Origin of the sequence: Bdellovibrio sp. ZAP7, from assembly GCF_006874645.1 — a bacterium.
Lineage (GTDB): Bacteria > Bdellovibrionota > Bdellovibrionia > Bdellovibrionales > Bdellovibrionaceae > Bdellovibrio.
Genome location: NZ_CP030082.1, coordinates 17,014 through 41,670, shown reverse-complemented (window position 1 = coordinate 41,670; position 24,657 = coordinate 17,014). Strand labels below are relative to the sequence as shown.

Annotated in this window: 26 protein-coding genes; 11 read left to right on the top strand and 15 right to left on the bottom strand. The window is 45.2% G+C overall.

Going from position 1 to position 24,657, the window contains the following annotated elements; translation table 11 throughout:
* Positions 1 to 3: 3 nt before the first annotated feature.
* From DOM22_RS00205 to DOM22_RS00190, 4 genes are all read right to left on the bottom strand, one after another.
* On the bottom strand, positions 4 to 219 hold the full coding sequence (locus tag DOM22_RS00205) for a hypothetical protein (protein WP_142698466.1): 216 nt from the start codon (positions 217 to 219) through the stop codon (positions 4 to 6).
* Positions 203 to 1,057, bottom strand: a complete 855-nt coding sequence (locus tag DOM22_RS00200) for a hypothetical protein (protein ID WP_142698465.1) — start codon at positions 1,055 to 1,057, stop codon at positions 203 to 205. Before DOM22_RS00200 ends, DOM22_RS00205 begins: the two co-directional genes overlap by 17 nt.
* 3 nt (positions 1,058 to 1,060) lie before the next feature.
* Complete coding sequence (locus DOM22_RS00195; protein ID WP_168196514.1) at positions 1,061 to 1,636, bottom strand: hypothetical protein; 576 nt, start codon at positions 1,634 to 1,636, stop codon at positions 1,061 to 1,063.
* 69 nt (positions 1,637 to 1,705) lie between these two features.
* Positions 1,706 to 4,117 carry a DNA translocase FtsK gene (locus DOM22_RS00190; protein WP_142698464.1) on the bottom strand — a complete coding sequence of 804 codons (2,412 nt, stop codon included), beginning with the start codon at positions 4,115 to 4,117 and terminating at the stop codon, positions 1,706 to 1,708.
* Between the two features lie 137 nt (positions 4,118 to 4,254).
* Here DOM22_RS00190 and DOM22_RS00185 point away from each other — a divergent pair, with 137 nt between their 5' ends.
* The 4 genes from DOM22_RS00185 (at position 4,255) to DOM22_RS00170 (ending at position 7,691) form a co-directional block, all read left to right on the top strand.
* Positions 4,255 to 4,893, top strand: coding sequence for a radical SAM protein (locus DOM22_RS00185; RefSeq protein ID WP_142698463.1), 639 nt, complete (start codon positions 4,255 to 4,257; stop codon positions 4,891 to 4,893).
* Between the two features lie 42 nt (positions 4,894 to 4,935).
* The gene (locus DOM22_RS00180) at positions 4,936 to 5,235 is read left to right on the top strand and encodes a helix-turn-helix domain-containing protein (protein ID WP_061834327.1); all 300 of its coding nucleotides are present in this window, start codon (positions 4,936 to 4,938) and stop codon (positions 5,233 to 5,235) included.
* Positions 5,236 to 5,331: 96 nt separating this feature from the next.
* Positions 5,332 to 6,747, top strand: coding sequence for a replicative DNA helicase (gene dnaB, locus DOM22_RS00175; protein WP_142698462.1), 1,416 nt, complete (start codon positions 5,332 to 5,334; stop codon positions 6,745 to 6,747).
* A gap of 17 nt (positions 6,748 to 6,764) precedes the next feature.
* Positions 6,765 to 7,691 carry an SDR family oxidoreductase gene (locus DOM22_RS00170; RefSeq protein WP_142698460.1) on the top strand — a complete coding sequence of 309 codons (927 nt, stop codon included), beginning with the start codon at positions 6,765 to 6,767 and terminating at the stop codon, positions 7,689 to 7,691.
* Here the strand turns inward: DOM22_RS00170 and DOM22_RS00165 are convergent, their stop codons facing one another.
* Positions 7,692 to 9,542: a hypothetical protein gene (locus DOM22_RS00165; protein ID WP_168196513.1), complete on the bottom strand. Its 1,851-nt coding sequence runs from the start codon at positions 9,540 to 9,542 to the stop codon at positions 7,692 to 7,694.
* 174 nt (positions 9,543 to 9,716) lie between these two features.
* Here DOM22_RS00165 and DOM22_RS00160 point away from each other — a divergent pair, with 174 nt between their 5' ends.
* Complete coding sequence (locus DOM22_RS00160) at positions 9,717 to 9,962, top strand: hypothetical protein (RefSeq protein ID WP_246845769.1); 246 nt, start codon at positions 9,717 to 9,719, stop codon at positions 9,960 to 9,962.
* 93 nt (positions 9,963 to 10,055) lie between these two features.
* Here DOM22_RS00160 and DOM22_RS00155 read toward each other — a convergent pair whose 3' ends face one another.
* The 4 genes from DOM22_RS00155 to rpsF form a co-directional block, all read right to left on the bottom strand.
* Positions 10,056 to 11,141, bottom strand: coding sequence for a trypsin-like serine protease (locus DOM22_RS00155; protein ID WP_142698457.1), 1,086 nt, complete (start codon positions 11,139 to 11,141; stop codon positions 10,056 to 10,058).
* A 197-nt stretch (positions 11,142 to 11,338) separates the two neighbouring features.
* A complete protein-coding gene (gene rplI / locus DOM22_RS00150; protein WP_142698455.1) occupies positions 11,339 to 11,785 on the bottom strand; it encodes a 50S ribosomal protein L9 in 447 nt (148 codons plus the stop codon).
* Positions 11,786 to 11,800: 15 nt separating this feature from the next.
* Positions 11,801 to 12,688 carry a DUF2232 domain-containing protein gene (locus DOM22_RS00145; protein ID WP_142698453.1) on the bottom strand — a complete coding sequence of 296 codons (888 nt, stop codon included), beginning with the start codon at positions 12,686 to 12,688 and terminating at the stop codon, positions 11,801 to 11,803.
* 15 nt (positions 12,689 to 12,703) lie between these two features.
* Positions 12,704 to 13,150 carry a 30S ribosomal protein S6 gene (rpsF, locus tag DOM22_RS00140; RefSeq protein ID WP_142698452.1) on the bottom strand — a complete coding sequence of 149 codons (447 nt, stop codon included), beginning with the start codon at positions 13,148 to 13,150 and terminating at the stop codon, positions 12,704 to 12,706.
* Between the two features lie 146 nt (positions 13,151 to 13,296).
* Between rpsF and DOM22_RS00135 the strand changes: the two genes are divergently transcribed.
* Together DOM22_RS00135 and DOM22_RS00130 are read left to right on the top strand one after the other, a co-directional pair.
* The gene (locus tag DOM22_RS00135) at positions 13,297 to 13,986 is read left to right on the top strand and encodes an FHA domain-containing protein (protein WP_142698451.1); all 690 of its coding nucleotides are present in this window, start codon (positions 13,297 to 13,299) and stop codon (positions 13,984 to 13,986) included.
* Positions 13,987 to 14,000: 14 nt separating this feature from the next.
* Positions 14,001 to 14,882, top strand: coding sequence for an alpha/beta fold hydrolase (locus DOM22_RS00130; RefSeq protein ID WP_142698450.1), 882 nt, complete (start codon positions 14,001 to 14,003; stop codon positions 14,880 to 14,882).
* Here the strand turns inward: DOM22_RS00130 and DOM22_RS00125 are convergent.
* The 6 genes from DOM22_RS00125 to DOM22_RS00100 all read right to left on the bottom strand — a co-directional run bounded on the left by DOM22_RS00125 (position 14,879) and on the right by DOM22_RS00100 (position 21,197).
* On the bottom strand, positions 14,879 to 15,439 hold the full coding sequence (locus tag DOM22_RS00125; RefSeq protein ID WP_142698449.1) for a DUF4383 domain-containing protein: 561 nt from the start codon (positions 15,437 to 15,439) through the stop codon (positions 14,879 to 14,881). The two genes, DOM22_RS00130 and DOM22_RS00125, sit on opposite strands and share 4 nt — an antisense overlap.
* Positions 15,440 to 15,572: 133 nt before the next feature.
* Positions 15,573 to 17,174, bottom strand: a complete 1,602-nt coding sequence (locus DOM22_RS00120; RefSeq protein WP_142698448.1) for a S8 family serine peptidase — start codon at positions 17,172 to 17,174, stop codon at positions 15,573 to 15,575.
* A 176-nt stretch (positions 17,175 to 17,350) separates the two neighbouring features.
* Positions 17,351 to 17,596 carry a hypothetical protein gene (locus DOM22_RS00115; RefSeq protein WP_142698447.1) on the bottom strand — a complete coding sequence of 82 codons (246 nt, stop codon included), beginning with the start codon at positions 17,594 to 17,596 and terminating at the stop codon, positions 17,351 to 17,353.
* 216 nt (positions 17,597 to 17,812) lie between these two features.
* Positions 17,813 to 18,601 carry a succinate dehydrogenase/fumarate reductase iron-sulfur subunit gene (locus tag DOM22_RS00110; RefSeq protein ID WP_142698446.1) on the bottom strand — a complete coding sequence of 263 codons (789 nt, stop codon included), beginning with the start codon at positions 18,599 to 18,601 and terminating at the stop codon, positions 17,813 to 17,815.
* 10 nt (positions 18,602 to 18,611) lie between these two features.
* On the bottom strand, positions 18,612 to 20,528 hold the full coding sequence (locus DOM22_RS00105) for a fumarate reductase/succinate dehydrogenase flavoprotein subunit (protein WP_142698445.1): 1,917 nt from the start codon (positions 20,526 to 20,528) through the stop codon (positions 18,612 to 18,614).
* A 12-nt stretch (positions 20,529 to 20,540) separates the two neighbouring features.
* Positions 20,541 to 21,197: a succinate dehydrogenase cytochrome b subunit gene (locus tag DOM22_RS00100; protein ID WP_142698444.1), complete on the bottom strand. Its 657-nt coding sequence runs from the start codon at positions 21,195 to 21,197 to the stop codon at positions 20,541 to 20,543.
* A gap of 182 nt (positions 21,198 to 21,379) precedes the next feature.
* On the opposite strand from DOM22_RS00100, the gene DOM22_RS00095 reads away from it, so the two are divergent.
* The 4 genes from DOM22_RS00095 to DOM22_RS00080 are packed head-to-tail and all read left to right on the top strand — an operon-like array spanning position 21,380 to position 24,649.
* Entirely contained in the window at positions 21,380 to 22,153 is a 774-nt protein-coding gene (locus tag DOM22_RS00095) for an electron transfer flavoprotein subunit beta/FixA family protein (RefSeq protein WP_142698443.1), read from the top strand.
* 9 nt (positions 22,154 to 22,162) lie between these two features.
* Positions 22,163 to 23,131 carry an electron transfer flavoprotein subunit alpha/FixB family protein gene (locus tag DOM22_RS00090; RefSeq protein ID WP_142698442.1) on the top strand — a complete coding sequence of 323 codons (969 nt, stop codon included), beginning with the start codon at positions 22,163 to 22,165 and terminating at the stop codon, positions 23,129 to 23,131.
* Between the two features lie 2 nt (positions 23,132 to 23,133).
* Positions 23,134 to 23,787: a lysophospholipid acyltransferase family protein gene (locus tag DOM22_RS00085; protein WP_142698440.1), complete on the top strand. Its 654-nt coding sequence runs from the start codon at positions 23,134 to 23,136 to the stop codon at positions 23,785 to 23,787.
* 52 nt (positions 23,788 to 23,839) lie between these two features.
* On the top strand, positions 23,840 to 24,649 hold the full coding sequence (locus DOM22_RS00080) for a peptidylprolyl isomerase (RefSeq protein ID WP_142698438.1): 810 nt from the start codon (positions 23,840 to 23,842) through the stop codon (positions 24,647 to 24,649).
* Positions 24,650 to 24,657 lie beyond the last annotated feature (8 nt).

The following is a 24,657-nucleotide window of genomic DNA, read 5'->3' as shown; positions in this document are numbered from 1 at the left end:
GGTTCACTGCTCGCCCCCTGAGTTGCCCGGAGCTTCTTCGTTATCCTGATTTATGGGACGAGCTTTTTGTTTTGCCTTACGTGTGGTATCCGAATAGGTCGGCTCCCCACGTCCCAACGGAGGAGGGGTGAGTGGTGGAAGAGGTGCGCCCTTCACTCCACAGCCAGCGATAAATGCGCTGACCAGAAAAAATAATATGGATTTATTCAGTGGTTCCATTCATCCCCTTGATTTCGCCTTCGACTTCAGTGGTGCGGCGACAAAGCATGGGATCTATCATATACTGTCTGTACTGGCTCGCTGAAATGTTTTTGCATGCCATCACGTATTTCTGACCAAATTCGACATTGCTCTTTTTCAATGCTTGCGAAACCTTCCAGCTCCAATAGCTGGCTTCAGGATATTTAGGCTCCAATTTTATCAAATTTGCGGAAACCTCAGAAGCTTTTGTCAGATTTTTAAGTTTCAGCTGATGCTCAACCGTCAAAGCCATCCAATATTTCTGATATGAGGACTTTTTCGCATCAACGGACTCAGGGTTTTTAGCAAACTCCACCCACGAACCGCTGCAAGCCTGAGCCTGTGCATTAGCGAGTTTTAGGTCTTCATCAAAAGGCACAAGTTTTAGCGCCTTCACCAAACCTTCCTGAGCATTCGAACAATCACTTTTGGCGATCTGCAGGCGGGCTGCTTCGATGATGATGGTCAAATTGTCAGGTTCAATGCGTTGGGCTTCGCTCAATTTGGAAATAGCTTGATTCAAATCGGATTTTTTTAGCGAAAGAGAAGTTTCGTAAAGCTGTTGAGCTTTGTCGCTAAAGAAAACGTGGGCCACATCCAGGGCCGCTTTTTTTAATTCTGCCTGCGCCAGGGGACGGGAATCACGCGCAATTGCTGCATTTAGGATGTTCAAAGCTTGTTGACGATCCTTCTGCAAACTCAGGTTATAGGCTTTCTCGATAATATCTTTGTAGGTCTCAGATTTTGACTGAGAAAAGGCTGGGGCTGGTAATAAAAAAGCCGCTCCTAGAGCGGCTTTCAAGAAGATCGACTTCATGAACTACTTTTTAGAGAAAGAAGTCAATTCAACAGTTACTTGGCCGAATTGGCTTGGAGCAACTTGTTTCAACAAACCAGACATTGGAATCAATTGTGGGTTAATCCACGCGTTGATTTCAGAGTTGTCTTTTTTGTCTTTTAGGATTGCGTGAACGCATTCAAATGTACCAGCTGGAACTGTGATTTTGTCTTCTTTGATATCGACAACTTCAACGTCTTGTTTAGGTACTTCTTGCTCTTTACCGTTCACGATCATTTTTTTAACCGCGCCAGTGTTTGGATCGATAAGAGTTTCTACGTTTTGTTTACCTGCGAAACCAAGATCCATATCTTGTTGCATCCAGATGCCGTCAGCACCGATAGATTTAACAGACATCACCATTTTACCTTTGATGAATCCACCCATATCTAGGTTGTAGTTAGCAGTGTCGCCAACTTTCCAGTCCAAACCCAATGTGTGAGCTTGTTCAGCGATAGCAGGCAATTGAGCCTGAACTACTACGTCAGCGATAGATGGCGTTGCGAATGCAGAAACTGAAAAAGTTAGTGCAAGAGTAGCAATAATTGCTTTGATCATAAAAATCCTCCTTGATGGTTTTGTTGCTATCTATTGCAGCACGACCAAAGGAGGACTAGCAAGCTTCTATTAAGTTTCGCGGTAAGAAGTAACGAGGACTTGACGCGGCTTGCTGCCATTAGCTGGACCAACAACGCCTTCTTTTTCGAAAACTTCAATCATGCGAGCAGCGCGTGGATAACCTAAACGGAATTTACGTTGGATCAATGACGCTGAAATTTCTTTCTGACCAGAAGCCCACGAAAGGATTTCATCGTAACGTTCATCGTATTCTTCATCACCAAATCCACCACCGTCATCGCCACCAGCTTCAGCGCCATCGCCACCGGCGAATCCATCAAGTGCCTTCATTGCAAGTGGGTCATACTCTGGTTCACCTTGGGATGCCCAATGTTTTACGACATTAGCAATCTCGGCATCTTTCAAATACGGTCCGTGATGGCGAGTTGGTTTCCCGATACCAGGTGCTTGGAATAGCATGTCACCATTTGGCAGAAGGCGTTCAGCTCCGGAGTCATCTATGATAATTCTGGAGTCCATTTTCGAAGCCACCTTCAAGGCCACTCTACCCGGAATATTTGTTTTAATCAAACCCGTCACAACGTCTTTACGTGGAGACTGAGTAGCTAAGATCAAATGGATTCCGCAGGCACGCGCTTTTTGCGTCAGACGCTGAATGGGCTCTTCGATATTTTGTTTTTCAGTGATCATCAAGTCGGCAAGCTCATCCACCACAATTACAACGTAGGGAAGTGGTTGATAGTAATACTGATCAAGTTTTGCTTTGCCCTCTTCCAGCTCCTGATTGATTTTTTCGTGTTGTTCAATTTCGTCTTTCGCAAGACCGCCAGTTTTTTCATTGAACGCTTCAATTTTTCCAACACCGAACTTAGAAAGAGACTTATATCGTTTTTCCATTTCACGCACAGCCCACTTCAGCGCGGTCGCCGCTTTCTTGGGTTCTGTCACGTGAGGAATTGCCAAGTGCGGAACGGTAGCAAACGGAGCCAAATCGACCATTTTTGGATCGATCAAAACCAAACGCAAAGTTTTAGGGGAGTGACGGAATAACAATCCCGTGATGATGGATCCAACAAATACGGACTTACCAGAACCCGTCGTACCTGCGATCAACAAGTGAGGCATCTTGCGCAGATCCACAACTTTCGGTTCACCATCCACTGTGCGACCGACAGCCATCGGCAACGCAAGGTCCTCGCTCCAGAATGTGTCTTCTGCGATCAAGTCTTTATAGTAAACTGTTTCACGCTTTAAATTTGCTGTCTCGATACCCACAACATCCGTTCCTGGGATATGACCCACCACGCGCACAGACTCCGAAGAAAGCGCCAGCGACAAGTCATCTTCAAGTTCAGAAATTTTAGAGATCTTAACGTCCGCATTCGGTTTAAATTCATACATCGTAACCAGAGGGCCTGGTTTCGCATCTTGAATCGAACCTTCAACCGAGAAATTTTTAAGCTTCTCAACCAACGCATCGGCTTTTCTTTGAATCTCGGCTTTATCAATTTTGATACGAGAAACTGGAGGGTCTTCAAGTAACGCCAGCTTTGGCATTTCCCAGTTTTCGACACGACGAGGTGGTTTTGCTTTCATCACCACTTTACGTTTTTGCGCCATACGAAGAGCAGGAGTTTCTTCTTCCTCCTCCTCGTCTTCATCGGAATCGGCGTCCGCAAAAAGCTCTTCGTCTTCTTCTTCGTCCTCTTCCTCTTCTTCCTCAGCGGCATCCAGAAGAAGTTTCAGATCCTTGTCTTCTTCCTCTTCGTCTTTACCTACAAATTTTTTGTCAGCAAGAGGGAAGGCCTTCTTAGGCTCATCTTTTTTCTTATCTTTTTTAGGAGCGGCTTTCTTCTCGTTTACAAAAGCGCCACCAAAGAAAGCAGCGATGCGATCGCCAACTTTCTGTTTCTTAAGCATCGCAAAGAATTCCTGTGGTACTTCCGCAAGTTCCTGCAACGTTTTTTCGGAATAGAACACCACCAGCACGGCCATGAACGTCCACAAAATCACCTGCACGCCGGCATAGGCGAACGCACGCATCAATGCTGAAGACACTCCCATGCCCAGCATTCCACCTAAAGCGATTTGATTCTGGAACAGGCGAGTCGTCGGCATATAGATCGAAAGCAAGGCCGCCACATCGACGATCAGCAAAAGCGCCCACACAAAACGAATGTTTTTAATATTCAGAGATTCGCCTCTGAAGGCCGCAAAAGCCATACGCCCCAGGCTCGCAACGATGACCCAAGCAGCTAATCCAAAGAGCTGATAAAGCCCGTCAGCCAGAAAACTGCCGACAATTCCGCAGTAATTTAGGGCTTTTAGTCCTTGTCCAATGGAGTTAAGGGATGGGTCTTGAGGGTTGTAGCTTACCAAGGACAGGGTGATAAAAAGACCTAGGCCCAAAAAACAGATTGCAGTGACGTCTTGACGGAACTTTTTGAGGAATTGGTTCATTTAAAAAATTTACGAAATTTCGCTGGGTTAGTCATGCTCGGGAAGCACAACCTTGACTTAGGACTGGAGGAGGGTACAAGTACGGACCTGCCTCGCACCAAGTGGCGCAGGGCCTCCAAGACAAAGAGCCAGTTAGAATGCTTAAAATTAATGAGATTTTTTATAGTATCCAAGGTGAAACAACGTACGTAGGGAACCCTACGGTGTTTGTGCGCACAACCGCGTGCAACCTGCGTTGCACCTATTGCGATACAAAGTATTCCTACTACGAAGGCGAAATGCAGTCCTTGGATGCCATCATCAAAGAGATTGATTCTCACCAAGCACCGTATGTCTGCATCACGGGTGGCGAACCGTTGTTACAAAAAGAAGTTCACACTTTGATGAAAGAGTTATGCGACAAGGGTTACAAAGTTTCTTTGGAAACTTCTGGTTCCAAAAATATTGCTGCAGTAGATCCACGAGTAAAAATTATTTTGGATGTGAAAACTCCAGACAGTGGCGCAGCAGATTCTTTCTTGATGGAGAACATCGCGCATTCCACTCCCAGCACGGAATACAAGTTTGTGATCTGTTCCGAGGAAGACTTCAGCTGGTCTGAAAATTTCTGTCGTCAACACAATTTGTTCGAAAAATTTGTGGTTTTATACAGCCCATCATACACCCAAGTATCTGAACGCTGGTTGGCAGAAAAAATATTGCAGCAAAAATCATCTGCAAGGTTGCAATTGCAACTGCATAAGTATATTTGGTCTCCCGAAACACGCGGAGTATAGTTACTCCAAAAACCCAAGCACTGATGTAATTCCGGGAGATCCATGACGCCGAACCTTAACAGTTCTGATAATCTTTTTGTCGCTAACCTTCAGTCTGTAAGCTTGGAAAAGCTTGTTAAAAGCAAACTTGAAGTTCTTTTTGCTCAACAAAAAGAAGCGCAAGTAGAATTGAACGGTTTGTACAATGTTGTAATCGAACAAGTTGAAAAACCGCTACTTGAGCTTGCTCTACGTGCCTACAATGGCAACCAAGTTAAAACTGCTCAGATGCTTGGCATCAATCGCAACACTCTTAAGAAGAAAATTGATAACTACAAAATTCGTGTTAAAAAATTGAACTAATAATTCTTTTGAATTTTAGCACCAGCGAGCCACCCAGAACCACCACCTAGCTCAGTCTCGCACTTTTTTTGATATTCTCACACGAGGGGTTGTGTCGTGAGTACTCGTATTCCACCGCAAAATCTAGATGCCGAACAGTCCATACTGGGCGGCCTGATGCTTGATCGAGAAGCTCTCGATCAAGTTGGTGACGTTCTCTTCGCAGAGGACTTCTATAAGCCTTCACATCAAAAGATTTATGCTGCGATCAAAGATCTTCACAGTAAAAATCAGCCCATCGACATCATCACTGTTACCAACGTGCTTCAGGCCGAAGGTTCCATGGATATGGTCGGTGGACCTGAATATCTGATCGGTCTTTTGGATAAAACGATTTCCTCTGCCAACATTGGTTCTCACGCGAAAATCGTTCGCGAGAAAAGCATGTTGCGGAAAATGATCACGACAAACAGCAAATTGATCGAGCGTGCATACGATCAAGATTTCGTCGACGTTGAATCCTTCATGGATCAGGCCGAGAGCGAAATCTTTAAGTTGTCTGAAACAAAACAAGCCACTGGTCTTGTGGGCTCTATGGAAATCGTAAAGGCTTCCATCCAAAAGATCGAGGAACTTTACAAACGCAAAGCAGACGTTACCGGTCTTCCTTCAGGCTTCACCGAGCTTGATAAGATGACATCGGGACTTCACCCTGGTGAGATGACGATTATCGCCGCTCGTCCTTCTATGGGTAAAACGGCGTTCTCTTTGAACGTTGCCCAACACATCGCTCTTCGTGCTAAAAAGGTTATTGCTTACTTCTCTCTCGAGATGGGTAAGGAAGCCATGATGATGCGTATGTTGTCGTCTGAAGCGCGTGTGAACATGAATGAGATCCGTAATGGTAAGATCCAAGACTCCGCTTGGCCAAAGCTGATTAACGCAGCCAGCGCCCTTTCTGAGGCCGGAATCTTCATCGATGATACTCCAGGTATGTCGCCGTTCGAGATCCGCTCCCGTGCTCGTCGTTTAAAAGCAGAACACGGACTTGATTGCATCATGATCGACTACTTGCAGTTGATGAGCATGAAGCAAAAATTCTCTTCGCGTGAGCAAGAGGTTGCTGAAATTTCCAAAAGCTTAAAGGCAATTGCCAAGGAACTTCAGGTTCCTATCATCGCACTAGCCCAGTTGAATCGTGGGGTAGAGGGTCGTGCGGACCGTCGTCCGATGCTTTCTGACCTTCGTGAATCCGGATCGATCGAGCAAGATGCCGACGTTATCATGATGCTTTACCGTGATGATTACTACGACAAGGAAGATCCAGAAAAAGCCGGTCACGCGGAAGTAATCGTTGGCAAGCAGCGTAATGGTGCGACGGGTACCGTTAAACTTCGTTTCGACGCGAAACACTCCCGCTTTAAGGACGCTGAAAATGAAGGGCCAGGGGTTAACTCTCTTCCTCCACCACAAGCACCACCTCCGATGCCAGGTGGCAGACCGAAAAACTTTGCTCCTGGAGCTCCGGCCTAGGATAATAAGGGCCACGTATGTGGCCTTTTTCACGTTATCACCGCAGAAATATTCCTCAGTCTTTCAAGCCTGTCGTTTTAGTTACGGGTTGTTCGAATGGCATTGGACTTGAGCTCGCTCATTTACTTTACAACGAACATCCTGAATATCGTGTCGTTGCGACGGCCCGAGAAAAAAGCATTCAAAAACTTCACGATCAGTTTTTAGAAAACGAACGATTCATGATCTATCCTTTGGATGTCACCAAAGAGGAAGAGCGCAAAGAACTTATCAATCACGTGAATAAAACTTGGGGTGGTGTGGATATCTTGGTGAATAACGCCGGTATCTCGTATCGCTCGGTCATTGAACACATGACGGCCAAAGACGAACTTCTGCAAATGGAAACAAACTATCTGGGACCGATGGGTTTGATTCGCAGGGTGCTGCCATATATGCGTGAAACGGGCAGAGGCAAAATCATCAATGTGTCTTCGGTTGCGGGAATGCTTGCGATGCCGACTATGTCCTCTTACTCCGCCTCCAAGTATGCGCTTGAAGGTGCGAGTGAATCTTTGTGGTATGAGATGCGTCCCTTTGGCGTGCAGGTTTCATTGATTCAGCCAGGATTCGTGAACAGCAACTCGTTTCAAAATGTTTATCATTCAGAGTTATCAGATCCTGCACATAACTGGGATGGACCTTATTGCGATTTCTATCAAAACATGACGCCGTTTGTGGCTAAGATGATGCGGATGTCGCGCTCGTCTGCGCATAAGATTGCAAAACTGATTATCAAAACAATTAAAACCGAAAATCCATCGCTATGGATTCCGGCAACATTAGACGCCACTGTGTTTTATTATATTCGCAGACTTCTTCCGCGCAGAATCCTGCTCCCAGTGCTGTATTGGTTCTTACCAAATGCAAAGCACTGGGGCAAAAAACATTCGAATCGGCGCTAGTTAGAACGCAACTCCCAGGCCATTGAATTTTTGAATACGGGAGTTGCTGTTGTCAGCGGTATAGATAAATCCATTTTCATCTGAAGCCATGCCTGCCAACGCAGAAAATTTTCCTGACGCAAATCCAAAGCCACCCCAGCTGATCGACCCTAAAATTCCCGCAGCACTAAATTGTTTGATGGTATTTGCAACCAAATCGCCAACATAAACATCACCCGTCACCGGACTGACAGTGATACCCCATGGGAAAGTGAACAGACCAGAACCAAATTCACCAAGTTTTGCACCCGACGTGGTATCAAGTTCAAAAACCTTTCCGGTACCATCTGTCACGAATAAGTTGCTATTCAAACCCAGAGCAATGTTGACTGGCATCGCAAGAGTACCCACTCCTAAATCTGCAATATGGTTTCCGTCGGTATCAAATTTTTGAATTTTCGCATGGCTGACATCGGCAACATACACATCACCATTCCCGGCAACCGCCAGGCCATAGGATGAAGTGATAGTAGTTCCAGCGCCCGCAGATCCATCCCACTCCCTAATGAAAGTTCCTGAGTTGGAAAATTTTTGAACTTTAATTCTGGTATTAGGTTGATCGTAGTCCAAGACGTAAATATTTCCCAAATCATCCGCACCGATGGAGACGGGCATAGTGAATTGACCGTTGCCCCAGCCCTGACTGCCAAAATTCAAAAGCCAATTCCCGTCAGCATCCCATTTGGCAACTCGGTAATTTCCACTATCTGCGCCGACAACGAATCCAGCCTTGGATATTGCCACTGCAAAGGGTTTATTAAGTTGTCCATTACCGTTTCCGCCAGACTGAATCGCAGCAATGAAGGTTTCGCTCGCAGAAAATTTCTTGATTGCACCCGCAAAACCATTCGTTAAATCCGAAACCAAAATATTGCCTTGTCGATCAAAGCCGATCGCCCAGGGTCTTACGAATTGACTTGAACTTGAACCGGCACTGCTAAGCTCAGAAACATATGTTCCCGCTGCAGAAAACTTTTGAATCCTTGGCGGAGAACTTTCCTGAGATACATAAATAGTTCCGTTAGACGCTACGGCAATTCCAATAAAAACGTTTGGAATTTGACCCGCACCCGAACCCGGCGATCCGATGTTTAACTGGTGCACGCCCAGCGAATCAAATTTTTGAATTCTTCCTTTCATATAATCGCCGACATAGACGTAATCATCCTTGTCGATTGCAATACCATATATGGAATCAAAATAACCGTCACAGCTCGGGCAGGTGACACCGTCATCCCACTGGCCCCACTTACGAACCAAGTTTCCATCTGTATCAAAGACACGAACTTCCATCCCATGATTGGGACCATTCATATTCAGAACATAGATATTGTCATTGGAATCAATCGCAATTCCCGACATTACATTGAACTCAAACGGATTATTAACGTCGCCGCCACTGACGCCCCATTTGCGAACAAAGGTTCCGCTAGAGTCGAATTTTTGAATTCGAAAATTTCCGTAATCATTAACATAAACGTTATCGTTTGAATCGATGACCATTCCATTTGGACTGCTGACTTGGCCATCTGCTGATCCCGTGGACGCCAACACGCGCACGGTCGCCATCTGCGCATTCAGGACAGTGATGGACCCACCAACAGATGGATCTGCGACATAAACATTTCCCAAAGAGTCCACGGCCGTCGCGACTGAACCACCAAAATAGGCTTTTTGTTCCCCCAAAGGGAACAGTCCGTCTCCATCAGAGGGAAGTGCTCCAGCCCCCTTGTTTCCAAGGAGGTTCACGTCAAAAGAACAGGCTGATAGAATCAAAGCTGCAATACCTAAAACCAAAACCCGTACGTTCATATTATGGCTCCTAAAGTACTTATCGGAGTCATAGGGAACACTCATTAGGATTTCTATGAGTACATCTCAAAATTGTTCGAAATTTGCACCAAACTGACTGGACCAAAGCCCACATATTCGTTTTTAGATTGAGGTTAAATTAACCCCTTGATTGAGTGAAAGAGTCGATAAGACATGGGCGCATGGATCGCGCCTATTCTGAGCACGGAGGCAATGATGGAAAAGGGTTTAGCCCAAGTCGTGGTTGAAGCCACAGGACTTCCCCAGAACCCGGTAGCGAATGAGCTACATAAACTGATGGCTGCACACGGAACGAATGCAGAAGAGATGACCATCGACCAATTAAGAGAAATTATGGCCGACTACTTGAACCAGGTGTTCTTGGAGCTCGCGAACGAAGAAGAAATCAAATCCGCATAGGCTCAAACCTCCGCTCGATTTAGCCACGATATACAAAATAAAAAAGGCCCCGGTTTCCCGAGGCCTTTTCCATTTACTCTTTAAATTAAAAAATTAGATTTCGTAGTCAAGAGCAGCTTCTTCTTGGGATTCGGCTGGAGCTTCTTGAGTTTGAACGTCTTCTTTAACAGAAGTGTTCAATTGTATCATCGCTGCAGAAACGAAGTTCCACTCAGCGTTGATTTTTGTGTAGATCGCGTAGTTTGAGCAATCGTCGATACCATCTTTACCAGTACCGCGGCTTGTAACACCCCAAAGGTATTCAACTCCACCTACGTTGATGAACGCTGGACCGCCAGAGTCACCGTGGCAAGCACCTTTACCTTGAGATTGATCCAAAGCAACTTCAGTATCGCCGTATGGTTGGATCACACCTACATCAGTTTTCTTCAAGATGTTTTCGTTTTCTTGAGTCAGGATGTAGCAAGTTTTCTTGTCATAAGTACAAGCGATCTGACCGCTAGCGATAGCTGCATCAAGATCTGGGTACTTTTTAAGATCAACTTGTTCTTTTTTAACATTCGTCAAACCGTAACCAGCAAGAGTTACGTTCGCGCCGTTTTTCAAGATCGTTTCATCTTTAAGGATATTTGCGATTTGGTAGTCAGCAGGAATTTTACCTTGGATTTTGATAACTGCTAGATCGTAGTTATCGGCACCTTGGTCACGATCAGAAAGTTCAACGCCATCACCATTTGGGTTGCCGGCTTTTTTAAGCTTTTCAATCGTTGCACGAAGACGCGCATCACCTTCACCGTATTGGTTGTGAACCACAACACCAGTAACAGGTTTGATTTGGTCTTTAGTCATTTTATTAAGATCCGTTGCGAACACTACGAACATCGCAGCTTTTTTGTACTCCGTACCAGGGATACAGTGAGCAGCCGTAAGGATCATATTGTCAGCGATGATTGAACCTGTGCACAGGAACTGACCTTGTTGATTGTCTTGAGTCAGAACGTTCACAACGATAGATACAGTAGATTTTCTGATGATATCGTTTTGAGCTACAGCTTCACCACCGATAATACCGGAGTTGTTGCCTGACTTAAGAGATGCAGATTTGTTTGGAGTACAAGCAGCGATTGTCGCTAGTGCACCCAAAGATAAAGCCAACTTAAGAGATTTGATTGTGTTCATGGAACCCCTCCAATGGCGCTCTTTAAACACCCATTTTGGAACCAGGGCAATATAAAAAATTCGATACGCCCCATAAGATTACCTTATAGTAAAGTTGACAAAAAATTACGGCTGCAAAACTCGGAGAGCACGTTTCCCAAATAAAAAAGGCCCCGGTTTCCCGAGGCCTCTTCATAGTTATGCGTACTTAATGTAAATTATGCGCGCTCAACTGCGATTTGGATCTTAGCTTCCAAACCTTCAGCGTAACGGATAACCGCTTTGTGTTGACCCAATACTTTGATTGGCTCTTCCAAGTGGATATCGCGACGGTCGATAGAGTGACCCATTTTTTGAAGCTCTTTAGAGATATCTGTAGTTGTTACAGTACCGAAAAGCTTGTCAGAGTCTGCACCAGCTTGCAATTTGAAGGATACAGTTGTGCCGTTGATTTTGTTCAAAAGCTCTTGGCGTTCAGCCAAGGCTTTTTTCTTTTTAGTCTCAGCAACGCGTTTCAAGTGTTCGTACTCTTTTACGCGTTTTTCTGTAGCTTCAGCAGCCAATTTACGTGGGAACAAGAAGTTTCTCGCGAAACCTTCAGAAACGTTCACCAACTCACCAACACGGCCTACATCTTTTACGTCTTTTTGAAGAATAACTTTCATGTGATCTCCATTATGTTAGCCAGCTTTTGGAGCCGTCATCTTACGAATGCGACTTCTAAAATCCAGCCAGTAATCGATCAAACCAACAATACTCAAAATAAGTACTAACTGGCCGACCAAGATTATGTACACCAAAACTCGACTGACAGTTCCTGCCTTAATCGAATTTAGGAATACCTCCAACACTGCTAACCCCTGAAAGAAATAGAGAACGAGTGCTACGTTCACAATATTTGTTGCGAGGATCGCAATGGCCTTACCGCCAAAACTCACCATTGTCAGAAGGAAGGCTGTCATCGCTACCCAAATAAAAAAGTCAGGCAAACGATATTCCGACAACTTGAGCTGAGAGGCAATTTTCTCGCGGGGCAAATTGAGCCACGAAAAAACCCTTCTCTCAAAAATTAATCCCACACCTAGTGCTATAATCAAAGTAATAGCAATGGCTGATGGGAACTGCTGCATCAAATCTGAGGCTTGCAACTTAAAAGCGGGATTCACTTGTTGAATCTGCTCAATAAATTGTTCGACCAGCTTTTGAACTTCAGCGTACGTGTTAATCCCATTTACTGTGAATGCGCCGTAAAGAGCGATGCTTGCAGCACCTGTCCCGAGCAACACACTCAAAATACCGGATAGCCACCACCCAAGTCCTTTTTGCTCAAGTTCATTGTATACCCCTAAAGTCATCCAAACGGAGCCAATGAACATCGCTAAAGGTGGGGCATTGAGGAGCCACGCAGCCCCTGTTACTAACAATCCCAGGATCCAAAAAGCCCAAGGACCGAAAGCCTGACGGAGCACACGAAGAAGAGGCGCGTGTAATACCACAGTCATCATCGACAACAAGACCGAGAGAGATGAAATCGTAATGAATTTCTGTGGAGACGCGTACTTCTTCATGGCTTACGCCCTTAATTACTCACCACGTTCAGCGCGGTCTGCTTTAGCAGCAGCGAACGCAGCTTTACGTGCTTGCATTTTAGCTTCGCGCTCTTTTTCACGAGCAGCAGATTCAGAAAGACCTTTTTTGAAGCCTTCCATGAACTTAGCCAAAGATACACGCTCGTCTAGGCGAGTATGCATAAAGCGAAGTACTTTGTCGTTGATACGCATAGTACGTTCCAACTCAGCGATAGCTTGAGTGTCAGCTTCGAATGTAGAGTGGAAGTAGATCGCTTTTTTCAACTTGCCGATTGGAGTCGCCAAGTTACGTTTACCCCAAGTTTCAAGAGAGTTGATAGAACCCTTGAAGTTTTCGATAGTTGCTTTGTTCTTCTTAAAAAGATCTTTTTGATCTTCAGAAGTTGCATCTGGATGCATAAGAACAACAACCTCGTAAGGCATAGTGTTTTTAGTTTCCATGTATAATCCTTTCGGTTAAAGCCCCCACCATACAGGGGTGGGAACAAGGATGACTTTTTAAAATGTTTAACGGGTTTAGCACGCCTTAAGTTTGAGCACAAGGAATAGTCCTTTGATTCGCCCGAATCCAGTCCTATCATACCTAAATGGTCACATTTATTGAGGTTCTTAACGGCGTAAACGAAGGCTCCCGGCATCAACTGACGGACGGAATGACTATGGGCAGAGCCAATGCCGACATCATTGTGAAGGACCCCAAGGTCTCCAGCAAGCATGCGCAGATCGCTTTGGATGGAAAAGGGCAGTTGGTTCTGCTGGATTTAGATTCCTCCAATGGGCTTTATATTTCCGGTCGCCGTGTGAAAAAAGTCGCGTTAATTCCAGGGGTTATCTTTGAGATCGGACGCACTCAGTTTAAAGTCGTCACGGTTGAAGAAGAACAAGCCAGCAGCTTTGAGCGTCTTCTGACTTGGCGCAACATCGTGAGCGCTACGGTTCCTCAGCTGCAAATTCAGAACTCCGAACCCGAGCAAGAGCTGCAAAGATTTTCCCCCGCTTTAAAGTTAACGTTTCTTCGCGGGATCCAAGCCGATGAGGAAATTATTTTAGGGTATGGCCCCCGAACTGCGGGCGCAGACTCTTTGGATGTTGAACTATTGGACGTGGACGCGCCTCGCGATGCCTTCCAACTTATTGCGGGACCAGGCCAGGTGGAGTTAAAAGTTTTGGCAACAGGGCGGGTGACTCTTAATAATAAGAAGGTGTCTGCCGAAATGCTCTCAGATGGAGATATGATCTCTGTTGGCAGCACGGTGATTAAAGTCTCTTATCTCTAGTTAAGAAGGTCCTCATGGAAACAACGCCAAAAAGCATCGGAACATTTGAAAGCTATGATGGCACTTCCATCTATTACGAAACCCATGGGCAAGGTGAGCCGTTAGTATTGATCTATGGTATCGCGTGCCTGATTAATCACTGGCACTATCAGATCGAATATTTCTCTAAGAACTATCAAGTCATCGCTTTTGATTTGCGCGGTCACCATAAAAGCAATCCGATCGTCGACATGAGCCAACTGACATTGGATGCTCTTAGCAAAGACATTCTGGGTTTGCTTGAACATTTAGACATTAAGAGCGCGCACTTTGCAGGACACAGTTTTGGTGCTCCCGTTTTATTGAATCTGTATTCTTCAAATCCAGATGCGATTCGCTCGATGACCTTCATTAATGGTTTTGCCAGAAATCCTATCAAAGGAATGTTTGGGCTGGATGTGATCGAACCGTTTTTCTATTTCGTAAAAACACAATACGAAAACCAACCTGATCTGTGGAATACTCTGTGGAAAGTTGCCGTAGACAATCCTTTGGCGATGTATGCGGCAGCTCTAGCGGGTGGTTTCAATCTGCGTGTCACTCATTTCAAAGACATTGAAGTTTATTGTCGCGGCGTCGCGCGCATGAACTTAAAAGTTTTCATATCGCTTTTTGAAGAGCTGATGAAATTTGATGGTGAAAGCATTCTGGAGAAAATTGAAGTTCCGGTGCTGGTGATTTCTGGCGAGAAAGACGCTGTCACTCCGATTCGCTTTCAGTATCACTTAAAAGAAAAAATCAAGCACTCTGAATTCGTTCTGGTGCCATATGGTTCGCACTGCACGCAGTTGGACTTCCCAGACTATACGAATTTGAAAATCGAAAAGTTTCTACAAGAGGGCGTGCGCGAGGACTAAAGCTCCTCGCGACGAAGTCGGCGAAATTTCATTAATGCTCCACCAATAAGCACCGCCGCCAAAAGCAAGTGGATCAAGTGATCTGTGGATCCCAATTCCAGATGTTCGGGAACTACCAGCCATAAAGAATCGTCACGAACAAGATTTCCCACGCTCGGCATCCCTGGTGTTCCAACCATAAATCCCAGCACACCCAAGACCGCATAGAAAGCACCGAAAATTAAAGAGCACTTTTTTGCTTTTTGCTCGCTGCTAAAGCCAAACCAAACCAACAAAGCACCAGCCACTAAGTGAATCACATTGTGAGCCGGCGAAAGGTGCGCGCCTAACAGATTATCCACAACGAAACCCAAAAGGGAAAAAACCACCAATGCGGTTCCGACGAAGACACTGGTTTCTTGTGCAAAAGTTTTGCGCTCAAGTACACCTTCCAGTTGTCCTTTTTTAATGGTTTCACTTTGAATATCGTATTCATCTCTGAGGCGACCACGAATGCTTGGTTTTTTACCAGCATTGTTTCTGGCATTGCTCTTATTGCGCTCTATTTCGGGTTGCATGCAAACCTCCGTCAATAAGTCCTATTATCGGCGGCAGGACTCGAAAAGGCAGCGTTGGGGGTGTGCATATGACTAAAAACAAAAAGCCACCACGCAGGACGTGATGGCTTTTTAGATTTAAAATGGTCCCAGATTAGCGGAAAGCAATTTTGGTGATGTCGAAACCGTAACGGTTTACAGAGTCATCAGAAGTGAACACTACTTTTGCAGAGTCACCCTCGATAACGCTGGAAAATGTATCGTCAGCTTTGCCAGATAACGTTTGAACCAATTTTCCAGTTGAATCGTAGATCTCAACTTTATCGTAATCACGTTCTGTGTCGAATTTTTCGAAATAGATCGCGATTTGTTTCGCGCCCGCGGCTCTTACTTCGAAAGTCGCATTTGTTTTGCTTGCGTAAGGGTGAGCAGAGGAAACGCTTGCAGAAACTGTTTGCCAGTTAACCGGATCATTTGCATCTGGTGGAGCAATCGTGTTTGTCAAAGCAGAGTAAGCATTTGCGATACCCATTGTGCGAACCTTACCACGAAGACCAGGAATTGGTTTCGCAGTCGCCATGATACGTTCTTTAAGTTGCAAGCCCGTCAAGTTTGGTTCGTTCGCCGCAAGAAGAGCCGCGATACCAGAAACGTGCGGAGTTGCCATTGAAGTACCAGACCAAGAATCGTAACCACCATTTTTAATTGATGAATAGATGTTTACGCCCGGAGCTGCTACGTGAACTTTTGTTTTTCCGTAGTTCGAGAAAGAAGCCAAACGACCACCATCATCAATCGCTGCTACCGCAAGTACGTTTGGAATGTCGTACGTTGCTGGGTAAGTTGGATTTGCATCGTTATCGTTAGATTCGTTACCCGCCGCCGCTACGAAAAGAACACCTTTGTCGTTGGCTCTTTGGATAGCCTGTTTCAAGGTTTCAGAGTAGCCGCCGCCACCCCAAGAGTTTGAAAGGATTTTTGCGCCCATGCTAACTGCATAGTCGATACCTTTAAGAGCGCCTTCAAGTGAACCAGAACCGTCCGCAGACAAGAATTTTACACCCATCAAACGAACATTCCAGTTTACACCAACAATACCTTTACCGTCGTCACCTTTGGCGCCGATTGTGCCAGAGCAGTGAGAACCGTGACCGTGGTCATCAAGGGGATTACCAGTTGGTTTGTCTGCCTTTACAAAGTTTGCACCGTAGATATCGTCAATAACGCCGTTGCCGTCGTCGTCTACTCCCGCTTGACCGTTAAGCTCAGCAGCGTTCGTCCACAAGTTGTCTTTAAGATCTGGATGGTTGTAGTCGATACCAGTATCAATAACCGCAACCAAAACATCTTGAGAACCTGTTGTGATATCCCAAGCTTGAAGAGCGCCGATATCGATACCGGCAGTCTTAGTATTGTTCATGCCCCAAAGACGCGTGAACATTGGATCGTTTGGAGTTTTGTTGATACGGTAGATATAGTTTGGTTCAACGATGTCTACTAATGGATTTTGAGAAAGCGTTTTGATTACGTTGTCCGTAAGTTCAAACACAGGTCTTTTGATAACCACGATGTTCATGCTAGGGATTGTTTCTTTAACGAATGCACCTAGTTGCTGACTCAAAACTTGTGTCGACTGAATCGCGTATTGATTTTTCAATTGAACGATATATTCACCAGGCACAGCTTCAGGTTTAGCAGCGAAAGCGCTAGCAGAAACGAACAAACCGAGCACGGCTCTTCCAATAAGCCCTCTCATAAATCCCTCCTTGATGGGTACAGGAGGAAAGTCTCGGCAAAAATTGCCGGGTGGTCCTCCAGTTCCAAAATGGTACCAACGCCAAAGTCAGGATTTTATTTGTTTTTGGAGTCAACAGCGAAACCTAGACCATTGTCCATATACAAGTTTTATGAATCTAAAGTAAAGCAAGCGATCTAACCCGTCTTTGGTCGTGTTGGACGAGGGGATTTCTCGTCGGCGAATCCGAAGCTCATTTGTTCAGGCAGTTTAAACTGCACAATCTTTTCGGGATTCTGGGCCATCTCTCTTTTCTCAGAGGGGGTCACTACGTTTACACCTTCAGATACTTTAATAAGATGTTTAATAAAGGCTTCTTTCACGCTATCGGGCGCATTTTTATTGAAGCCAAGTTCTGCCATTAGTTGATCAATCTTCTTCATAAGCCCAATCCTTGGTCTAGTTTTCGGAAGTTTGATGATCGAGCTTTAGAAGAAAATCACAGATGAAGGTCGAGGTTGCGTCTCTCATTAAGACGGACCGATGATGCAGAATTTAAAGGTTAAAAAATAGTACAAAAAAAGGGGCTCAGTTACCTGAACCCCTTAATATTACGAATATTTTTAAGAACTATGCGTTACTCAAACGAAGCTGGGATGTTAGCCAGCGCCGCCATCTTTATGCTTAGGTCTTTGAGTCAAAACTGCTCCCAAGAACTGACGGTTCATACGAGAGATGTTTGTCAGCTGAATTTCTTTAGGACAAGCAGCTTCACACGCACCCGTGGTCGTACAAGCACCGAAACCTTCAGAATCCATAGCTGCAACCATGCGCAAAGCACGTTCATTTTTTTCAACAGCACCCTGCGGAAGCAAAGCCATATGAGAGATTTTTGCAGAGGTAAACAGGGCTGCAGAAGCATTTTTACAAGCCGCCACACACGCACCACAACCGATGCAAGTTGCCGAGCTCATCGCTTCGTCAGCATCTGCTTTTGGAACCAAGATAGCATTCGCATCTTGAGGATTTCCCGTATTTTGAGAAATGTAACCACCCGAAGAAATGATACGGTCGAATGCAGAACGATCCACCATCAAGTCTTTGATAACCGGGAACGAGTTCGCTCTGAACGGCTCGATAGTCAATGTTTCGCCATCATTATAGTTACGCATATGAAGTTGGCAAACTGTGGTTGCCTTCAACTTACCGTGTGCCTCGCCATCGATAACGAAACCGCATGTGCCGCAGATACCTTCGCGGCAGTCATGGTCAAATGCAATTGGCTCTTCGCCTTTTGCCACGATCTCTTCGTTCACGGCATCTAGCATCTCTAGAAACGAAGCGTGCTCAGAAACATTCTTTGCTTGGTACTCAACGAAGGAGCCCTGATCTTTAGCTCCTTTTTGTCTCCAAACTTTCAAAGTCAGATTGATATGTTTTCCACTCATTTTAAGCCTCTTATTTATAGCTACGAGTTGCTAGGTGAACGTTTTCGAAAGTAAGTTCTTCTTTGTGGCGAACAGACGTTTTCATGTCGCCTGTGTATTCCCACGCAGCAACGTGACAGAAGTTTGTGTCGTCACGTTTTGCCTCACCATTATCCTGATGTTCTTCACGGAAGTGACCGCCGCATGATTCTTCACGCTCAAGAGCATCACGACACATCAACTCACCAAGCTCCAAGAAGTCTGCAACACGCCCTGCTTTTTCAAGCTCAACGTTAAGATAATTTGGATCACCTGGGATACGAACGTTTTGCCAGAATTCTTCACGAACTTTTGGAATCTCTTCCAAAGCCTTCTTAAGGCCAGCAGCATTACGACCCATACCGCAGTTTTCCCACATGATGTTGCCCAGCTCTTTGTGGAAGCTATCAACTGTGCGGTTCCCTTTGATATTTACTAGTGTGCTGATCTCTTTTTTAACGCCGTCAACTGCTGCCTTGAAAGCATCGTCGTTCGTCGTTACTTTATTGAGTTTAGTGCCGCCCAAGTAATTACCGATAGAGTAAGGAACTACGAAGTAACCATCTGCCAAACCTTGCATCAATGCCGAAGCACCCAAGCGATTCGCACCGTGGTCAGAGAAGTTCGCCTCGCCAGCAACGAAGCAGCCAGGAATTGTTGATTGAAGATTGTAGTCAACCCACAGGCCACCCATTGTGTAGTGAGGAGCAGGGTAGATCATCATTGGACGCTTATATGGATTATCACCCGTGATTTTTTCGTACATTTCAAACAAGTTGCCGTAACGCTCAGAAATTTTATCTTCGCCAAGGCGTTTAATAGAATCAGCGAAATCCAAGTAAACTGCTTTACCAGATTCATTTACGCCACGACCTTCATCACAAGCATATTTCGCCTGACGAGAAGCCACGTCACGAGGAGCCAGGTTCCCAAATGATGGGTAAACGCGCTCCAAGTAGTAATCGCGTTCATTTTCTGGAATGTCGTTTGGATGACGTTTGTCACCCACGGCTTTTGGAACCCATACACGACCGTCATTACGAAGAGATTCAGACATCAAGGTAAGTTTTGACTGATTTTCCCCGTGAACTGGGATGCATGTTGGATGAATTTGCGTGTAGCAAGGATTTGCGAAATAAGCGCCACGTTTGTGGGCTTTCCATGCAGCCGTAACCGCACAGTTCATCGCATTCGTAGAAAGGAAGAACACGTTTGAGTAGCCGCCAGAAGCGATGATAACCGCATCGGCTTCGTGCGCTTCGATTTCACCTGTTAGCAAGTTACGAACGATGATACCGCGTGCTTTTCCGTCGATAACAACAAGATCCAGCATTTCGCGACGGTAGCGAAGTTCAACCGTTCCAGCGTCAACCTGTCTCATCATTTGCGAGTAAGCACCCAACAAAAGCTGCTGACCTGTTTGACCGCGGGCATAGAACGTACGGGAAACTTGCGCACCACCGAATGAACGATTTGCTAGTGTACCGCCGTATTCACGGGCAAAAGGAACACCCTGAGAAACCATTTGGTCGATGATGTTCGCTGACACTTCAGCCAAACGGTAAACGTTTGCTTCACGTGCACGGAAGTCACCACCCTTAACAGTGTCGTAGAAAAGACGGTAAGTGGAGTCACCATCGTTTTGATAATTTTTAGCAGCATTTATACCACCTTGAGCGGCCACGGAATGGGCGCGGCGAGGGGATTCATGCACGCAGAATGCTTTTACTTTATAACCAAGCTCACCCAGGGAAGCCGCTGCAGAAGCACCAGCCAAGCCAGTCCCTACAACGATCACAGAGTGTTTTCTTTTATTCGCAGGGTTTACAAGTTTGTTTTCAAACTTGGCTTTTTCCCATTTGTCTTCAATCGCACCACTTGGAATTTTGCTATCTAAAATGTTAGCCATGACGTGTGCTCCTTAGAGAGTGAGGAAGAGGTAAAGAGGTTGAGAGATAAAACCAAGGGCTACGATAATTCCGTAACCGATACTTAGCTTAGCCCAAACGTTACGATAAGTGCCTTCCATCAAACCCAAAGATTGGAAAGTGGAGCCCACACCGTGCTTCAAGTGGAAACCCAACAGAATCAAGGCAACCACATACCAAACCACATAGCCTGGTTGTTGGAAAACCTCTTCCATCAATTTCGCCAGATCACGCATGGGAACGCCGTTTACGTTGGTCTCATAATGTTGACCGTACTTGAAAGTGATCAAATGAAGAATAACGAAAACCAGAATCAATGAACCCTGAATCGCCATTGTTCGTGAAGCCAGGGAAACTCTTTTTGCGCCCTTAGCCGCCACAGCGTATTTTTGGCCTTTGGCTTCGCGATTGTTTTTCGTCAAAGAAATCGCCATAAACACGTGGGTGATCAACGCCAGCACCAGAACTAGTTCGGCAACGTAGATGATTTTACCGCTGGTAAGTGCGTGGCCATAAGCATTGTAGGCGTCGTGACTTACGAAAATGAGCATGTTTCCGGCCATGTGAGCAAGCACGAAACCCGCCCAAATAAGACCAGTGATTCCCATTAAGTACTTTTTCCCGACAGTCGTTCCGAGAAATCCAAACATGGTGTGAAACCCCTTGTGTGATAGCTTTATATTCTCATTAAGTTTTTAATTAACTTACTCCTCGGGGGTTTGATTTGTCCATGACCCCTGTCATGTTTCGCAACATGTTAGACTTTGAGGATTTAGTTTTGCCTCTGAAATCATCTGCGATAGAACTGGTCCTCTAAAAACGGGGTAAAAATATGAAGATTTTCGTGTGCATCAAACAGGTGCCAGACACTGAAACTAAAATCAAAATCTCTCCCGACCAAACCGGTATCGATACGGCGGGGATTAAATGGGTTATGAACCCTTACGACGAATACGCAGTCGAAGAAGCTAACAAGCTTCGCGACGCAAATCCAGGCTCTCAAGTTTGGGTTTTAAGCGCCGGTCCTAAAGCGCGTGTTGTAGAATCTTTGCGTACAGCGCTTGCTATGGGTGCTGACGAAGCCATCGTAATCAACGGGGAAGGTCTAGATAACTTCTCAACTGCGAAAGCACTTGCTGAAGTGATCAAAGCTGAGGGCGGAATGAAAATCATTTTCACCGGCAAGCTTGCGATTGATGACAACGCTTCTTCTGTAAGCCAAATGATGGCTGAATTCTTAAACGTACCTCACACGACTGTGGTTTCTAAATTCGCTTTCAACGGCGAAAACGTAACTGTTGAGCGTGATGTTGAGGGTGGCGCGAAGGAAGTTGTACAAATGATGACACCAGCAGTGGTTGGCGCGAACAAAGGCTTGAACATGCCTCGTTACGCTTCTCTTCCTGGTATCATGAAAGCTAAGAAGAAGGTGATCAAAGAGATCGAGTTCTCTTCTTTGAACATTCCTGCAACTGACATCAAAGTAAAATACTCTGGCATGACACTTCCAGCTGATAAACCAGCGGTTAAAATGCTTTCTGGCGACTCTTCTGCACAAGCAGCTGAGCTTGTTAAACTTCTTCGCGATGAAGCGAAGGTTCTGTAGGAGCTGGCAATGGGTAAAGTATTAGTTTTTGCTGAACAAACAAACGGTAAACTTAAACGCAGCTCTATTGAGCTTTTGCAGGCGGCAGCGAAATCCGGCAACACAGTAGTTGCTGTGACATTCGGTTCTCACGCAGGTGATGTAACTGCAGCTATCGGCCACAACGGTGCTTCTGAAGTTCATGTTGTGAAAGACGCGGCTTTGGATTCTTACAATCCAGAATCTTACACTGCAAATGTCGTTGCCATCGTAAACAAAGTTCAACCTTCCATCATCTTGGCTTCTGCTTCTTCAACAGGTAAGGATTTGTTCCCACGTGTTGCGGCTCGCCTGAATACAGGTGTTGCAAGTGATTGCACTCAGTTGACTATCTCTGGTGACAACGTAACTGCTGTTAAACCGATGTACTCTGGTAAAGCATTTGCGACTGTTAACTTTGAAAACAGCCCTATCAAAATCGTTTTGATGCGTGCAAATCAACTTCCAGTTGAAGCTGCTGACACATCTAAAACTGCAAGTGTTGTTGAAAACCCTAATGCAGCAACTGATTTGAAAACTTTGATCAAAGAAATTGTCAAAGGCGCTTCAGAGAAGTTGGATTTGACGGAAGCAAACATCATCGTTTCTGGTGGTCGTGGTTTGAAAGAAGCTGCGAACTTTAAAATGTTGAACGATCTTGCTGATGTTTTGGGTGCAACTGTAGGTGCAACTCGTGCAGTAGTCGATGCTGGATGGGTAGGACACGGTATGCAAGTTGGTCAAACTGGTAAAACAGTAGCTCCAACATTGTACATCGCGGTTGGTATCTCGGGCGCGATTCAACATTTGGCAGGTATGGGTTCATCTAAAGTTATCGTTGCTATTAACAACGATGCAAATGCTCCAATCTTCCAAAAAGCAACTTACGGTATCGTAGGTGACGCTTTTGATATCGTTCCAAAATTGACTGAAGAGTTCAAAAAGGCTCTTCACCACTAATCGTGTTTAGGAAATACATCCTTCCGATTATTGTGTTTGTATTTTATCGAACCCTCTCATGGACGTGGAGGGTTCGTCTTTTCGAGCCTGAATCACTTAAAAAATCCCTGGAAAATAAGAACCCGGTTGTACTTGCTCACTGGCATGGTGACGAGCTGGCACTTCTTTCTATCGTTAAACGCTATCGAATTGCCACGATTGCATCTCAATCCAAAGACGGCGAACTGATGGCAACTGTACTGAAATGGATGGGCGCAAAAACCAGTCGCGGATCCTCTTCTCGTGGCAGTGTTCAAGCGCTGAAAGGTCTTTTGCGTTTAGTAAAAGACGGGGGAAATTGCAGCTTTGCGGTGGATGGCCCTAAAGGTCCGTTACACAAAGTAAAGCCCGGAGTTTTTGAATTATCACGCATGATTCACGGCCCGATTTATGCGGCTGGCGTGTACGTTGATCGTGCGATTTATTTCCCAAGATCCTGGAATAAAACTTTCCTGCCTAAACCCTTCGCGAAAGTGACGATTGTTTGGAGTGAATGTCTTCCTCCAGTCACAAAGGAGCAGGATCCAAGAAACCCAGACCTTGCTCTAGAGTTAGAGTCCCTTTTACACCAGACTCGTCAGCAAGCTGTTAATTTCATTGCGGATAATAAGGCCTAGTGCTAGCGTTTTAACATAGTTTGCATCAACTTTTAAAAGGGACTTTTAAAGTATGAAATTAGTTATCAGCATCTTGATGCTCATCGCAGCACCGGCGTTCGCGCAGAAATCTTCGGAAGTGTTAGCTCAGGTGGGCAAAAAAACGATCACTCTTGATGAATTCAATAAGAAATACAACGACATCAAATCTAAAACGACAAACCCTCCACCGAAAGATCTTTTCCTGGAAGATATGGTTCGTTATGAAGTGGGTTTGCAAGAGGCTGAAAAGCGCAATCTAGAAAAAGATCCTATCGTTCAAGACCAACTTCGTCAGGCGATGTACAAAGCTCTTTTGGAAAAAGAGTTGGGTCCTAAAGTTCAAAAAATCACGATTTCTGACAAAGAATTGCAAGATTGGTACAAAAACAATCCTGAAATCCGCACTAGCAACATCTTGATTGAGTTTAAACAAGGTGCAACTCCGGCACAAATCGCTGAAGCTAGAAAACGTGCTGAAGAAATCTATACGGAAGTTAAAAAATCAAAACGTCCGTTTGAAGAGCTGGTTAAACTTTATTCAGACGACGCGATTTCAAAGCAAGCTGGTGGCGACATCGGTTGGCAATCACGTGTAACAATCGTTCCTGCATACTATGAGGCGGCAGCTTCCATGAAGGTCGGTGACATCAAGGGGCTCATCGAATCTCCATATGGCTTCCACATCATCAAAGTAACAGGTCGTCGCAGCTTCGAAAATGCGGATAAACGCCAAATCAGAGCGGCAGTATACGATGAGAAAAGAAAAGTGATCTTTAATGAGTACTTCGAAAAATTGAAAAAATCGTACTCGATCAAAGAAAACAAAAACCTTATCAAATAAGGAACTAG

What these genes read in the sequence shown, in the direction of transcription:
- DOM22_RS00120 (WP_142698448.1), bottom strand. Translation starts at nt 17,174, where the DNA reads ATGAGAGGGCTTATTGGAAGAGCCGTGCTCGGTTTGTTCGTTTCTGCT.
- DOM22_RS00115 (WP_142698447.1), bottom strand. Translation starts at nt 17,596, where the DNA reads ATGAAGAAGATTGATCAACTAATGGCAGAACTTGGCTTCAATAAAAAT.
- DOM22_RS00080 (WP_142698438.1), top strand. Translation starts at nt 23,840, where the DNA reads ATGAAATTAGTTATCAGCATCTTGATGCTCATCGCAGCACCGGCGTTC.
- DOM22_RS00195 (WP_168196514.1), bottom strand. Translation starts at nt 1,636, where the DNA reads ATGATCAAAGCAATTATTGCTACTCTTGCACTAACTTTTTCAGTTTCT.
- DOM22_RS00135 (WP_142698451.1), top strand. Translation starts at nt 13,297, where the DNA reads ATGGTCACATTTATTGAGGTTCTTAACGGCGTAAACGAAGGCTCCCGG.
- DOM22_RS00165 (WP_168196513.1), bottom strand. Translation starts at nt 9,542, where the DNA reads ATGAACGTACGGGTTTTGGTTTTAGGTATTGCAGCTTTGATTCTATCA.
- DOM22_RS00095 (WP_142698443.1), top strand. Translation starts at nt 21,380, where the DNA reads ATGAAGATTTTCGTGTGCATCAAACAGGTGCCAGACACTGAAACTAAA.
- DOM22_RS00205 (WP_142698466.1), bottom strand. Translation starts at nt 219, where the DNA reads ATGGAACCACTGAATAAATCCATATTATTTTTTCTGGTCAGCGCATTT.
- DOM22_RS00100 (WP_142698444.1), bottom strand. Translation starts at nt 21,197, where the DNA reads ATGTTTGGATTTCTCGGAACGACTGTCGGGAAAAAGTACTTAATGGGA.
- DOM22_RS00200 (WP_142698465.1), bottom strand. Translation starts at nt 1,057, where the DNA reads ATGAAGTCGATCTTCTTGAAAGCCGCTCTAGGAGCGGCTTTTTTATTA.
- DOM22_RS00180 (WP_061834327.1), top strand. Translation starts at nt 4,936, where the DNA reads ATGACGCCGAACCTTAACAGTTCTGATAATCTTTTTGTCGCTAACCTT.
- DOM22_RS00160 (WP_246845769.1), top strand. Translation starts at nt 9,717, where the DNA reads ATGGGCGCATGGATCGCGCCTATTCTGAGCACGGAGGCAATGATGGAA.
- DOM22_RS00125 (WP_142698449.1), bottom strand. Translation starts at nt 15,439, where the DNA reads ATGCAACCCGAAATAGAGCGCAATAAGAGCAATGCCAGAAACAATGCT.
- DOM22_RS00185 (WP_142698463.1), top strand. Translation starts at nt 4,255, where the DNA reads ATGCTTAAAATTAATGAGATTTTTTATAGTATCCAAGGTGAAACAACG.
- DOM22_RS00170 (WP_142698460.1), top strand. Translation starts at nt 6,765, where the DNA reads ATGTGGCCTTTTTCACGTTATCACCGCAGAAATATTCCTCAGTCTTTC.
- DOM22_RS00155 (WP_142698457.1), bottom strand. Translation starts at nt 11,141, where the DNA reads ATGAACACAATCAAATCTCTTAAGTTGGCTTTATCTTTGGGTGCACTA.
- DOM22_RS00105 (WP_142698445.1), bottom strand. Translation starts at nt 20,528, where the DNA reads ATGGCTAACATTTTAGATAGCAAAATTCCAAGTGGTGCGATTGAAGAC.
- DOM22_RS00145 (WP_142698453.1), bottom strand. Translation starts at nt 12,688, where the DNA reads ATGAAGAAGTACGCGTCTCCACAGAAATTCATTACGATTTCATCTCTC.
- DOM22_RS00090 (WP_142698442.1), top strand. Translation starts at nt 22,163, where the DNA reads ATGGGTAAAGTATTAGTTTTTGCTGAACAAACAAACGGTAAACTTAAA.
- DOM22_RS00130 (WP_142698450.1), top strand. Translation starts at nt 14,001, where the DNA reads ATGGAAACAACGCCAAAAAGCATCGGAACATTTGAAAGCTATGATGGC.
- rplI (WP_142698455.1), bottom strand. Translation starts at nt 11,785, where the DNA reads ATGAAAGTTATTCTTCAAAAAGACGTAAAAGATGTAGGCCGTGTTGGT.
- DOM22_RS00110 (WP_142698446.1), bottom strand. Translation starts at nt 18,601, where the DNA reads ATGAGTGGAAAACATATCAATCTGACTTTGAAAGTTTGGAGACAAAAA.
- DOM22_RS00190 (WP_142698464.1), bottom strand. Translation starts at nt 4,117, where the DNA reads ATGAACCAATTCCTCAAAAAGTTCCGTCAAGACGTCACTGCAATCTGT.
- rpsF (WP_142698452.1), bottom strand. Translation starts at nt 13,150, where the DNA reads ATGGAAACTAAAAACACTATGCCTTACGAGGTTGTTGTTCTTATGCAT.